This is a genomic window from Streptomyces sp. H27-H5 (assembly GCF_026627505.1).
In the GTDB taxonomy this organism is placed as follows: Bacteria; Actinomycetota; Actinomycetes; order Streptomycetales; family Streptomycetaceae; genus Streptomyces.
Map to the genome: position 1 here is coordinate 27,387 of NZ_JAPNLK010000024.1, position 11,550 is coordinate 38,936.

Below are 11,550 nucleotides of genomic sequence, written 5' to 3' on the forward strand. Positions count from 1 at the left end.
CCCGGGGGTGGTCGCGGTCCTCGTACGTCAACGGGAAGGGCCCCGGCCCCCCCGTACGCGTAGCGGGGGCCGGGGCCCTGGGGTGCCGGTGGCGTCAGACCTTGACCGGGGTCTCGTCCTCGGTCGGGGCGGGGCTCGGGACCACCGTCAGGCGGGCCCGCTTCTTCGCCCGGCGGCGCTCCTTGAACAGCTCGACCATCGTGTAGAGGGTCGGCACGAGCAGCAGGGTCAGCAGCGTCGAGCTGATCAGGCCGCCGATGACCACGACCGCGAGCGGCTGCGAGATGAAGCCGCCCTCGCCGGTGACGCCGAGCGCCATCGGGAGCAGCGCGAAGATCGTCGCGAGGGCGGTCATCAGGATCGGGCGGAGCCGGTGCCGGCCGCCCTCGATGACCGCCTCGACGACGCCGAGGCCCTGGGCGCGGTACTGGTTGACCAGGTCGATCAGGACGATCGCGTTGGTCACCACGATGCCGATGAGCATCAGCATGCCGATCATCGCCGGGACGCCCATGGGGGTGCCGGTGACGATGAGCAGGCCGAGCGCGCCGGTCGCCGCGAACGGCACGGACACCAGCAGGATCAGCGGCTGGACCAGCGAACGGAAGGTCGCGACCAGCAGCATGAAGACGATCGCGATGGCGGCGAGCATGGCCAGGGCGAGGGAGGCGAACGCGTCGTCCTGGTCCTCGGAGACCCCGCCGATCGAAGCGGTGGCGCCCGCGGGCAGGTCCAGCGCCTTGATCCGGCTCTGGAGTTCCGTGCCGACCGCGCCGGTGTTGTCGCCGACCGGCCTGGCCGTGATGGTGGCGGCGCGGGCGCCGTCGATCCGGGTCATCGCGACCGGGCCGGGGACCACCTTGACCTCGGCGATGTCACCGAGCTCGACCGGGCCGACGGGGAGCGCCCGGAGCTGGGCCAGGGTGGTGGCCGGCTGCGCCGACCGCACGAGGATGTCCCGCTCGGTGTCGTCCAGTACGGCCTTGCCGGCCGGGATGCCCCGGACGGACTGGGCGACGATCGCGCCCAACGCGGCCTGGTCCAGGCCCGCCTCGGCGGCCTTGGGGCCGGCGACCACCGAGATCCGGGGCACCGACTGGGAGAGGTCGCTCTGTACGTCGGTGACGTCCTTGAGCTTCGCCACCTCGGCCTGGACCTGGGCGGCGGCCTTGGCCAGCACGTCGGCGTCGCCGGCCTTGACGACCACGCTCAGGTTGGAGCTGCCGAAGCCGCCGCCCGCGATGATGCGGGTGTCGCCGACGCCGTCGAGCGTCGCCAGCCTGGTCTCGATGCTCTTCTTGACGGACTCGGCCTTGCCGGAGTCCTCCAGCGTGATCTGGTACGAGGCCTGGTTGGAGCCCGTGCCGCCGCCGAAGGCGGCCATGAAGCCGGAGGAGCCGACGGTGACCTGGTAGTCCTTGACGCCGTCGACCGAGGCCAGGACCTGCTCGACCTTGCGGCTCGACGCGTCCGCGGCGGCCAGCGAGGTGCCGGGGGCCAGCTCCTGCTTGACCGTCAGGGTGTCCTGCTCGCCCTGGTCGAAGAAGTTGGTCTTCAGCAGCGGGGACATCCCGATGGTGGCGACGAGGACCACGACGGCGATGGCCACGCTGGTCAACCGGCGGCGGGTCGCGAAGCCCAGGACGCGCACGTACAGGCGCTGGAGCCGGCTGCGCGCCTCCTTCTCCTCCGCGTCGCGGCGGGCCTTGTCCGGGTCCTGCGAGGTGCCCTTGGGGGCGCGCAGGAACCAGTACGACAGGACCGGGACCACCGTCAGGGAGACGAGCAGCGAGGCCAGCAGGGCCGCGGTGACGGTGAGCGAGAAGGAGCCGAAGAGCTCGCCGATCATTCCGCCGACGAGGCCGATGGGCAGGAAGACGGCGACGGTGGTCAGCGTGGACGAGGTGACCGCGCCGGCCACTTCCTTGACGGCGGTGATGATCGCGGCCTCGCGCTCCTCGCCGTAGCCGAGGTGCCGCTTGATGTTCTCCAGGACCACGATCGAGTCGTCGACGACGCGGCCGATGGCGATGGTGAGGGCGCCCAGGGTCAGCATGTTGAGCGACAGGTCGCGGGTCCACAGCACGATCAGCGCGAGGACCACGGACAGCGGGATCGAGACCGCGGTGACCAGGGTCGAGCGCAGGGAGCCGAGGAAGACCAGGATCACGATCACCGCGAAGACCAGGCCGAGCAGGCCCTCGGTGGTGAGGCTGGAGATGGACTTGGCGACGGCCGGGCCCTGGTCGGTGACCACGGCCAGGTCGGCGCCGGAGCCGAGGGTGGAACGCAGCTCGGGCAGCTTGTCCTTGACGGCGTCGGAGATCGCGACGGCGCTGCCGTCCTTGTCCATGGTCAGGACGAGGGCGAGGCTGGGCTTGCCGTTGGTACGGGTGAGGGAGACGGCCTGGGCCGGCTCCTGCTTCACCGCGGCCACGTCGCCGAGGCGGACGGCCGGCTTGCCGGGGCCGGGGCTCAGCCGCAGGTCCTCCAGCTGGGCGAGGGAGGTGTAGCCGGCGCCCACGCGGACGGTGCGGTTCTTGCCCTCCTCGTCGAAGGAGCCGGCCGGCATGGTGGCGCCGCCGGCCTGGAGGCCCTTGTTCAGCGCGCCGGCGTCGAGGCCGGCGGCCGCGAGCTTCGCGTTGTCGGGGGTGACGGTGACCTGGAGGTCCCGGACCCCGTCCACGGTGACCTGGCCGACGCCTTCGATGTCCGAGAGGACGGGGACCACCGAGGACTCCAGCTGGTCCGCGAGGGCCTGCTGGTCCTTGTCCGAGGTGACGGCGAGGATGACGGTCGGGATGTCGTCGGTGGAACCGGCCACCACCTGCGGGTCCACGTCGGCGGGCAGCCGGACGCGGGCCCGGTTGACGGCCTGCTGGACATCGGCGACGAGCTGCTTGGTGCCGCTGTCGCCGTAGTCGAAGGTCGCCATGACGAGGGCGTTGCCCTCACTGGCGGTGGAGGTGATGCCGGTGATGCCGTCGACGCCTTTGAGGGTGGCCTCGATCGGCTCGATGACCTGCTTCTCCACCACGTCGGGCGAGGCGCCCTGGTAGGGCGCGAGCACGGACACCATCGGCAGTTCGATGGACGGCAGCAGTTGCTGCTTGAGCTGCGGGACGGCTATGGCGCCGAAGAGGAGCGCGATGATCGACACGAGGCCGATCAGTGCTCTCTGGGCCAGGCTGAAGCGGGACAGCCACGACATGGTGGAGGATCTCTCATTCGGTGACGGCGGCGAGGTGACACCGTCGGGGGCAAGCGAGGGCCCCTCAGCCTTTCGTACCCGGGGGCGCCGCTTCGTCGCCCCCAGGTCCCGTCCTTACGCGCGGCATACCGCGCCCGCAGTACGCCGTACTACTGCGCCGCCCCGCGGGACTACCGCGCGCCGTCGGCCCGGGGCCGCACCAGGCCCGATTCGTAGGCGATGACCACCAGTTGGGCCCGGTCGCGGGCGCCCAGCTTGGCCATGGCCCGGTTGACGTGGGTCTTGACGGTGAGCGGGCTGACCTCCAGGCGGCCGGCGATGCCGTCGTTGGACAGGCCCGCCGCGACGAGTACGAGGACCTCGCGCTCGCGCACGGTCAGCGTGGCGAGGCGGGCGGCGTGCGCGGAGCCGTCGGCGGGGACGTCCGGGTGGCCGCCCTGCGCGAGGAAGGTGGCGATGAGCCCCTTGGTGGCGGCCGGGGACAGCAGGGCCTCGCCGGCGGCGGCGACCCGGATCGCGGTGAGCAGCTCGTCCGGTTCGGCGCCCTTGCCGAGGAAGCCGGAGGCGCCGGCGCGCAGGGCCTGGACCACGTACTCGTCCACCTCGAAGGTGGTCAGCATGACGACGCGGACGTCGCGCAGTTCCGGATCGGAGCTGATCATGCGGGTGGCGGCGAGCCCGTCGGTGCCCGGCATCCGGATGTCCATGAGGACCACGTCGGCCCGTCGTTCGCCCGCGAGGGCGTAGGCCTGGGCCCCGTCGGAGGCCTCGCCGACGACCTCCATGTCGGCCTCGGAGTCGACGAGCACCTTGAACGCGCTGCGCAGCAGCGCCTGATCGTCGGCGAGCAGCACCCTGATGGGCCCGCCGCCCGGCATCCCTGTCACCGTGTCGTCCACCCCCCGAGGGTACGACCCCCATGATCCCGGCCCGGTCACCGGGCGGCGCCGCGATGCCGGCGCCCCGGGGTCCGCGGCGGTCAGCCCAGGGCCAGGACCACCAGGACCACGGTGGCCGCGACCTCGGACAGGGCGCCGAAGACGTCCCCGGTGACCCCGTCGAAGCGGCGCACGCACCGGCGCAGGAGCAGTTCGGCGACCGGCAGGGCGACGAGTACCGCCGCCGCGTGTTGGGCAGCGGCGGGCAGCCCCAGCGGGAGGGCCGCGGCCGTGCAGGCCACCGCGGAGAGGACGGTGACGAGGACGGCCGAGCGGATGGGGACCACGCTCGCCACCGCCGCGCCCAGGCCTCCGGGGCGGGCCGCCGGGACACCGTCGCGGGCGGCCAGGGTCATCGCGAGGCGCGCGGTGACGGCGGCGAGCACGGCGGCCAGGGCGCCCCGTGCCCAACCGTCGGCGTACACGTTCGCCAGCGCCGCCACCTGCACCAGGAAGACCACCAGCAGGGCGATCACCCCGAAGGGGCCGATGTCGGACTGCTTCATGATCCGCAGCGCCTCTTCGGCGGGCTTGGCGCTCCCCAGCCCGTCGACCGTGTCGGCGAGTCCGTCGAGGTGCAGGCCCCGGGTCAGCGCGGCCGGCACGGCGACGGTGACGGCGGCGGCCAGCAGCGGCCCGCCGCCGAGGACCAGCAGGAGCACCCCGGGGACGGCCGCGATCAGACCCACGGCGAGGCCGGCGAGCGGCGCGCAGGCCATCCCGGTACGGGCGGCCGGCCGGTCCCATCGGGTGATGCGGGCGGGCAGCACGGTGAGGGTGCCGAACGCGAAGCGGACCCCGTCGAGGAACGGGGCGCGCTCGGGCGGCGGCGACTGCGGCGGATCTTCGAACGAATCTTTCATCGGCGCGAACGCTACCCCGCCGCGCTCGGCGTTGAATTGCGCATTACCCGCCACGGTGGAAGGTGGTGTCATGGGTCACTGGTGGTACCGCAACATCCTGGAGCCGGGCAAGCTCCCGCTGCTGCTCGCCCTGCTGTCGTTCGTCCTGTCCTTCCTGATCACCAGGGTGATCACCCGCCTGATCCGGGCGGGGCGGGGGCCCTTCAAGAACGTCACGCCGGGCGGCATGCACATCCATCACGCCGTGCCGGGCGTGATCCTGGTGATCATCGGCGGTTTCGGTGCGATCAGCAGTGGCCGGCAGGGCTTCGGATCGCTGCTCTCGGCCGTGATCTTCGGAATCGGCGCCGGGCTGGTGCTGGACGAGTTCGCGCTGATCCTGCACCTGGACGACGTGTATTGGAGCGAGGACGGCCGCAAGAGCGTGGAGATCGTGGTCCTGACTGCGGCGCTGGTGGCACTGATGCTCGGAGGGTTCCTGCCGTTCGGGGTCAACGACCTCACCCCCGAGGAACGGCAGAGCCGCGGGGTGGTCATGATGAACATGGCCGGCAACTTCTTCCTGGCGCTGGTCGCGCTGTGGAAGGGCAAGCCGCGCACCGCGATCTTCGGCACGGTCGTGCCGTTCGTGGCGCTGATCGGCGCGGTCCGCCTCGCCCGCCCCGGTTCCCCTTACGCGAAGCGCTTCTACGCGAACCGTCCGAAGGCGCGGGCCAGGGCGGGGCTGCGCGCCTTCCACCACGACCGGCGCTGGGCCTCGCCGCGCCGCAGGTTCGAGAACTTCATCGGCGGGACCCCGGACCCGGAGCGGGTCTCGCTGGAGAAGGGCCCGGACTGACGGGCGTACGGCCGGACGACGGGCCCGCCCCGAATGTGGGGGCGGGCCCGTCGTCCTGCGGTGTCGGTGTGCCTGGGTGCGTGCGTGCCGCGTGCCTTGGTGCGTGCCGTCGCGTGCATGCCGGTGCCCCGGGGGATCAGCCCGGGATCAGGCCGTCGTCGCTGAGCATCTCGCGGACCTCGTCCAGGCTCGCGCCGGGCGCCGGGAGGATCAGCTCGGACGGCTCCAGCGCGTCGTCCGGCAGGGGCTCGCCGAGTCTGCGGACCGCGTCGAGGAGCGCGGCCAGCGTGCGCCGGAACCCCTCGCCGTCACCGGACTCCATCTCGGCGAGCAGTTCGTCGTCGAGCTTGTTCAGCTCGACGAAGTGGCTGTCGGCCAGTTCCCACTGGCCCTCCCCCATGATGCGGACAATCATGACGGGCCCCGTCCCTACTGCTTGTCGAACCGGTGCGGGGTCTGGGTGGGCTGACCGGCGCCCGGGGCGCCGCCCTCGATGGCCTGCTGTCGGTCGGCCGGGCCGCCCGCCAGTTCGGCCTTCATCCGCTGGAGTTCCAGTTCCACGTCCGAGCCGCCGGAGAGGCGGTCCAGCTCGGCCTGGATGTCGTCCTTGGAGCCGAGGCCGCTGCGGTCGTCCAGGGCGCCGGAGGCCAGCAGCTCGTCGATCGCGCCGGCGCGGGCCTGGAGCTGGGCCGTCTTGTCCTCGGCCCGCTGGATGGCGAGGCCGACGTCGCTCATCTCCTCGGAGATGCCGGAGAAGGACTCCGCGATCCGGGTCTGCGCCTGGGCCGCGGTGTAGGTGGCCTTGATGGTCTCCTTCTTCGTGCGGAAGGCGTCCACCTTGGCCTGGAGGCGCTGCGCGGCGAGCGTCAGCTTCTCCTCCTCGCCTTGGAGGGTCTGGTGCTGCACCTCCAGGTCGCTGACCTGCTGCTGGAGCGACGCGCGCCGGGACAGGGCCTCGCGGGCCAGGTCCTCGCGGCCGAGGGCGAGCGCCTTGCGGCCCTGGTCCTCCAGCTTGGTGGACTGGCCCTGGAGCTGGTTCAGCTGCAGTTCCAGGCGCTTGCGGGAGGTCGCGACGTCGGCGACCCCGCGGCGCACCTTCTGCAGCAGCTCCAGCTGCTTCTGGTACGAGTAGTCGAGGGTTTCGCGCGGGTCCTCGGCCCGGTCAAGGGCCTTGTTCGCCTTCGCGCGGAAGATCATCCCCATACGCTTCATGACACCGCTCATGGGCTTCGCGCGCCCCCTTCTAGAAGGACTTCACTCCAGGTCACCAACAGAACCCACAGTACGGGCCCTGTCTCCATTACCGCACTGTTCGAGAACGAATGCGCTCCTCCTCCAGGACGACTACGCCACCGCCGTGTCAGGCGTGAGGAGTAGGTGGTCCCAGGAGATCCCCGGAGGGGCCCGCCCGTCACTAGAACCCTGCACAAGGGAAGACGCCCGCCGTTGCCGGATCGTTCCCCGCCGAGGTGGGGAGCGTGCCCTTGACCACGTAGGCTTGGTTGCGTGTTTGGTAGCCGTTCCTCCAAGGAAGAAAAGGCCCCCGCCACCGACAAGGTGAGCGCCGACCTTTCGCAGCCCCGTGACCCCCAGGCCCCGAAGGGCCGCCCGACGCCGAAGCGTGCTGTGGCCCAGTCGCAGCGCAAGGCAGTGGTGGCCTCGACCGGCAACCGGAAGGAGGACGCCAAGCGGGCCCGTGAGCGCCGTCGCGTGGAGATGGCGAAGCAGCGCGAGGCCCTCGCCAACGGCGACGAGCGCTACCTGCCCGCCCGCGACAAGGGCCCCGTCCGCCGCTTCGTCCGCGACTTCGTGGACTCGCGCTTCTCGGTCGCCGAGATGTTCCTGCCGCTGGCGGTGATCATCCTCGTGCTGAGCATGGTGCGGGTCGAGCGGCTCCAGAGCATCGCGCTGGTGCTGTGGATGGGTGTGATCGCGCTGATCCTCCTCGACTCCATCGGCATGTTCATCCGCCTGCGCAAGGCCGTCAACGAGCGCTTCCCGGACGAGCCCAAGCGCGGCGCCGTCGCGTACGGCCTGATGCGCACCCTGCAGATGCGCCGGCTGCGCCTGCCGAAGCCGCAGGTCAAGCGTGGGGAACGGCCCTGAGCGCAGCGACGCCCGCATCCGGGGCGTCGGGGGGCGACGTGGCCGACTTCTCCGGGGGATCCCGACTGTGGCTGGAGGGCCTGGGCGGACTGCGTAACGCGGTCCGGCAGGAACTCGTGGGCCGCCAGGTCGACGAACAGATCGCGCACCGCTTCCCGGTCGGGCAGCGACTACGCGTCCTCGACGTGGGCATGGGCCAGGGCACCCAGGCCCTGCGCCTGGCGCGCGCCGGACACAAGGTGACCGGCCTGGAACAGGACCCCGACATGCTGGCGGTGGCCCGCGAGGCGCTGGCCGGCGAGCCTGCCGGCATCCGCGACCGGGTCCGGCTGATGGAGGGCGACGGCCGGGAAACCGGCGCGCACTTCGTGCCGGGCAGCTTCGACGTCGTGCTGTGCCACGGCGTCCTGATGTACGTGCCGGAAGCGGACGCCATGCTGGCGGGGCTGGCCCGGATGCTCGCCCCGGGCGGGCTGTTGTCCCTGTTGGTGCGCAACGGCGACGCGCTCGCCATGCGACCGGGGCTCGGCGGGGACTGGAGCGCCGCCCTGAAGGCGTTCGACACCGTCGACTACACGAACCGGTTGGGTCTGGACGTACGGGCCGACCGGCTGGCGGGTCTGACGGCCACGCTCTCGGGGATCGGGGCTCCGCTCCAGGCCTGGTACGGGGTGCGGGTCTTCACCGACGGCACGGAGGCCGGGAACCACCTGCCTCGGGAGGCGGAGCTGGAACGGCTGCTCGCCGCCGAGGACCGGGCCGGGCGCACCGACCCGTACCGCGCGGTGGCGGCGCTGTTGCACCTGTGCGGTGTGCGGGGCTGAGTCCGCACACCGCGGCGGCGGGAGCCGGTCAGGCGTCCAGGGCCTCGCGCAGGCTCATCGTGTACAGCTCGGTGCCCGTGTCGTCGGACAGCTTCACCTTCTCGGTGCCGCCCTCCAGCAGGTCCTTCCAGTACTCACCGATCCAGGACTCCGCGTCCCCCTGCGTGGTGAACTCCTCCGGCACCACCGACGGGGTCGTCTCGCTGCCCTCGGCCGTCTCGAACCGCCACGTCCACGCCATGTCCGCCTCCGTTGCTCGTCCGCTGTTCGCGCGTCGATCGTCCTTCGCGCACCTGCGTTGTTCGCCTTGAGTCTGCCCGCAGAGTAGCCGGGCGAGCACCACTCCCGCGGACGCGGGAGGATCATCGGGTGGAACTCACTCTGCTCGGTACAGGTACCCCTGAAGGACTGCCCCGACCCGGCTGTCCCTGCGCCGCCTGCGCGGTCTCCGTCGGCCCCCTCTCCAGGGCGGCGACGGCCGTGCTCGTGGACGGTGCGCTGCTGCTCGACCTGACCCCCGGGGCGGTGTTGGCCGGGGCTCGCGCGGGCCATTCGTTGGCCGGTGTGCGGCAGGTGCTGCTCACCCATCCGCACGACGGGCCCCCCGTCGACCTGCCGCCGGGTCTGCCGGCGGCGGGGCGGGTGCCGGACGGGCAGGAGCTGTCGGTGATCAGTGGTCACCGGGTGCGGGCGGTGCCGATGGACACCCCGGGCACCGGGTACGAGGTGACCGGGCCGGACGGCGGCCGGCTGCTGTACCTGCCGCCGGGCGGGGCGCCGGCCGGCCTGGGGTCCGCGCGCCCGGAGCCCGGCTCGGCCGGGCAGCGTCCCTACGACGTGGTGCTCGCGGACGTGGTCGGCCGGCCGGAGGCGGTGGCGCGGCTGCGGGCGAGCGGCGCGCTGGGGCCGGCGACGGATCTGATCGCCGTGCACCTGGACCACGACACCCCGCCCGGGCGGGAGTCGGAGCGGCGGTGCGCGGCGGCCGGGGCGCGGGTGGTGCCGGACGGCACGACGGTGGCGGTCGGCGAGTACCACGCGACGCCGGAGCTGCCGCGCCGCACCCTGGTCCTGGGCGGCGCGCGGTCCGGCAAGTCGCACGAGGCGGAACGCCGGCTGGCCGGCTTCCCCGAGGTGGTCTACGTGGCCACGGGCGGTTCCCGCGACGGGGACACGGAGTGGGCGCAGCGGGTGGGTCTGCACCGGGAGCGGCGGCCGTCGACCTGGCGGACGGTGGAAACCTGTGCGCTGGTCCCGCTGTTGGAGAACGCCGGGGGTCCGCCGCTGCTGATCGACTGCCTGGCGCTGTGGCTGACCGACGCGATGGACCGGGCCGGGGCCTGGGACGACGACGTGTGGGCGGGCGGCGGGCAGAAGAAACTGCGCGAGTCGACCGCGGAGTTGGTGGCGGCGGTCCGCGCGACCCGTCGTCCGGTGGTGCTCGTCAGCAACGAGGTCGGCTCGGGAGTGGTCCCCGCGACGTCCTCCGGCCGACGTTTCCGTGACGAGTTGGGGCGGCTCAACAACGCGGTGGCGGCGGAGTGCGAGCACGTCCTGCTGGTCGTGGCCGGGCAGGCGGTGGTACTGAAGGTCTGACGTCGCCGGCGCCGGTCGCCGCGGCGCCGAAATCGCCCCCGGCGCACCGGCCGGAAGGCTGCGGGAGGGGCTTGGGGAGGGCCTCACCGGCTGTACGCTCTGGCAGATGACCATGCTGAATCTCGACGACTTCTCCGATCTGATCGAACGCCCCGACGGGGGCGTCCGGCGTGATGCCGAGGATCGCCGTGAGCGGCTGGCCGTGCCGCCCGGCGCGCTGGGCCGGCTCGACGAACTCGGCGAGTGGCTCGCGGCCGCGCAGGGGCGGGTTCCGGTCCGACAGATCGAGCGGCCCCGCGTCGTGCTGTTCGCGGCCGACCACGGGATCGCCGCCGAGGGGGTCTCCGCGCGCGCCGCGGGCACCGCGCACGAGCTGGTGCGGGGCGTGCTCGACGGGACGAGTCCGGTGGCCGTCCTGGCGGCGCGGTTCGGCGCCGGCGTACGGATCGTGGACACCGGCCTGGACTGCGATCCGGGGCTGCTCCCCGAGGAGGTCGTGCGGCACCGGGTGCGGCGCGGCAGCGGCCGGATCGACGTCGAGGACGCGTTGACGGTCGAGGAGGCACAGGCCGCGCTGCGGCTCGGGATGCGGGTCGCCGACGAGGAGGCCGACTCGGGAACCGATCTCGTCGTGCTCGGGGACCTCAGTGTCGGCGGCACCACGGTGGCCGCGACGCTGGTCGCCGCGCTGTGCGGGACGGACGCCTCGGTCGTCACCGGTCGCGGCGGCGCCCCGATCGACGACCTGGCCTGGATGCGCAAGTGCGCGGCGATCCGCGACGCGTTGCGCCGGGCCCGTCCGGTGCTGGGCGACCAGGTGGCCCTGCTGGCGAAGGTCGGCGGCACGGACGTCGCCGCGATCACCGGCTTCCTGCTCCAGTGCGCGGTGCGCCGTACACCGGTCATCCTCGACGGGCTCGTCTCGGCGGCCTGCGGGTTGGTGGCCCAGAGGGCCGCGTTCCGGGCCCCGGACTGGTGGTTGGCCGGCCAGGCGAGCGGCGAGCCGGGCCAGGCGAAGGCCTTGGACAGGATGGCACTCAACCCCGTGCTCGACCACGGCGTCACTGTGGGAGAGGGAACAGGGGCCTTGCTGGCCCTCCCCCTCGTCCAGGCGGCCGCCGCACTCGCTGCGGAGCTGCCGGAACGAGCGGTGGAGGAGCCGACGGACTGAATT

At 72.6% G+C, this 11,550-nt stretch carries 11 protein-coding genes; 5 read left to right on the forward strand and 6 right to left on the reverse strand.

Annotation, left to right across the window (positions count from 1 at the left end; translation table 11 throughout):
* Positions 1-94: 94 nt before the first annotated feature.
* The 3 genes from OTB19_RS14640 to cobS all read right to left on the reverse strand — a co-directional run bounded on the left by OTB19_RS14640 (position 95) and on the right by cobS (position 5,012).
* Positions 95-3,211 (reverse strand): efflux RND transporter permease subunit, encoded by a 3,117-nt coding sequence (locus OTB19_RS14640; protein ID WP_267798593.1) that lies wholly within the window; start codon positions 3,209-3,211, stop codon positions 95-97.
* Positions 3,212-3,381: 170 nt separating this feature from the next.
* On the reverse strand, positions 3,382-4,089 hold the full coding sequence (locus tag OTB19_RS14645) for a response regulator (RefSeq protein ID WP_267798635.1): 708 nt from the start codon (positions 4,087-4,089) through the stop codon (positions 3,382-3,384).
* 101 nt (positions 4,090-4,190) lie between these two features.
* Positions 4,191-5,012, reverse strand: a complete 822-nt coding sequence (cobS, locus tag OTB19_RS14650) for an adenosylcobinamide-GDP ribazoletransferase (RefSeq protein ID WP_267798594.1) — start codon at positions 5,010-5,012, stop codon at positions 4,191-4,193.
* A gap of 70 nt (positions 5,013-5,082) precedes the next feature.
* Here cobS and OTB19_RS14655 point away from each other — a divergent pair, with 70 nt between their 5' ends.
* Complete coding sequence (locus OTB19_RS14655) at positions 5,083-5,850, forward strand: hypothetical protein (RefSeq protein WP_267798595.1); 768 nt, start codon at positions 5,083-5,085, stop codon at positions 5,848-5,850.
* A 136-nt stretch (positions 5,851-5,986) separates the two neighbouring features.
* Here OTB19_RS14655 and pspAA read toward each other — a convergent pair whose 3' ends face one another.
* Together pspAA and OTB19_RS14665 are read right to left on the reverse strand one after the other, a co-directional pair.
* The gene (gene pspAA / locus OTB19_RS14660; protein WP_267798596.1) at positions 5,987-6,265 is read right to left on the reverse strand and encodes a PspA-associated protein PspAA; all 279 of its coding nucleotides are present in this window, start codon (positions 6,263-6,265) and stop codon (positions 5,987-5,989) included.
* A 14-nt stretch (positions 6,266-6,279) separates the two neighbouring features.
* Positions 6,280-7,074, reverse strand: a complete 795-nt coding sequence (locus OTB19_RS14665) for a PspA/IM30 family protein (protein WP_324289483.1) — start codon at positions 7,072-7,074, stop codon at positions 6,280-6,282.
* Between the two features lie 282 nt (positions 7,075-7,356).
* Between OTB19_RS14665 and OTB19_RS14670 the strand changes: the two genes are divergently transcribed.
* Complete coding sequence (locus OTB19_RS14670) at positions 7,357-7,956, forward strand: DUF3043 domain-containing protein (RefSeq protein ID WP_078998457.1); 600 nt, start codon at positions 7,357-7,359, stop codon at positions 7,954-7,956.
* Between the two features lie 80 nt (positions 7,957-8,036).
* The gene (locus OTB19_RS14675; RefSeq protein ID WP_420716842.1) at positions 8,037-8,780 is read left to right on the forward strand and encodes a class I SAM-dependent methyltransferase; all 744 of its coding nucleotides are present in this window, start codon (positions 8,037-8,039) and stop codon (positions 8,778-8,780) included.
* 28 nt (positions 8,781-8,808) lie between these two features.
* Here OTB19_RS14675 and OTB19_RS14680 read toward each other — a convergent pair whose 3' ends face one another.
* Complete coding sequence (locus OTB19_RS14680) at positions 8,809-9,021, reverse strand: hypothetical protein (RefSeq protein ID WP_053676083.1); 213 nt, start codon at positions 9,019-9,021, stop codon at positions 8,809-8,811.
* 128 nt (positions 9,022-9,149) lie between these two features.
* Between OTB19_RS14680 and OTB19_RS14685 the strand changes: the two genes are divergently transcribed.
* Together OTB19_RS14685 and cobT are read left to right on the forward strand one after the other, a co-directional pair.
* Positions 9,150-10,376, forward strand: a complete 1,227-nt coding sequence (locus OTB19_RS14685; protein ID WP_267798598.1) for a bifunctional adenosylcobinamide kinase/adenosylcobinamide-phosphate guanylyltransferase — start codon at positions 9,150-9,152, stop codon at positions 10,374-10,376.
* A 115-nt stretch (positions 10,377-10,491) separates the two neighbouring features.
* A complete protein-coding gene (gene cobT / locus OTB19_RS14690; RefSeq protein WP_267798637.1) occupies positions 10,492-11,547 on the forward strand; it encodes a nicotinate-nucleotide--dimethylbenzimidazole phosphoribosyltransferase in 1,056 nt (351 codons plus the stop codon).
* Positions 11,548-11,550 lie beyond the last annotated feature (3 nt).

Excerpts from the sequence above, each read along its gene's own strand:
- OTB19_RS14640 (WP_267798593.1), bottom strand. The coding sequence starts at position 3,211 with ATGTCGTGGCTGTCCCGCTTCAGCCTGGCCCAGAGAGCACTGATCGGC.
- pspAA (WP_267798596.1), bottom strand. The coding sequence starts at position 6,265 with ATGATTGTCCGCATCATGGGGGAGGGCCAGTGGGAACTGGCCGACAGC.
- OTB19_RS14680 (WP_053676083.1), bottom strand. The coding sequence starts at position 9,021 with ATGGCGTGGACGTGGCGGTTCGAGACGGCCGAGGGCAGCGAGACGACC.
- OTB19_RS14665 (WP_324289483.1), bottom strand. The coding sequence starts at position 7,074 with ATGAGCGGTGTCATGAAGCGTATGGGGATGATCTTCCGCGCGAAGGCG.
- cobS (WP_267798594.1), bottom strand. The coding sequence starts at position 5,012 with ATGAAAGATTCGTTCGAAGATCCGCCGCAGTCGCCGCCGCCCGAGCGC.
- OTB19_RS14655 (WP_267798595.1), top strand. The coding sequence starts at position 5,083 with ATGGGTCACTGGTGGTACCGCAACATCCTGGAGCCGGGCAAGCTCCCG.
- OTB19_RS14645 (WP_267798635.1), bottom strand. The coding sequence starts at position 4,089 with ATGCCGGGCGGCGGGCCCATCAGGGTGCTGCTCGCCGACGATCAGGCG.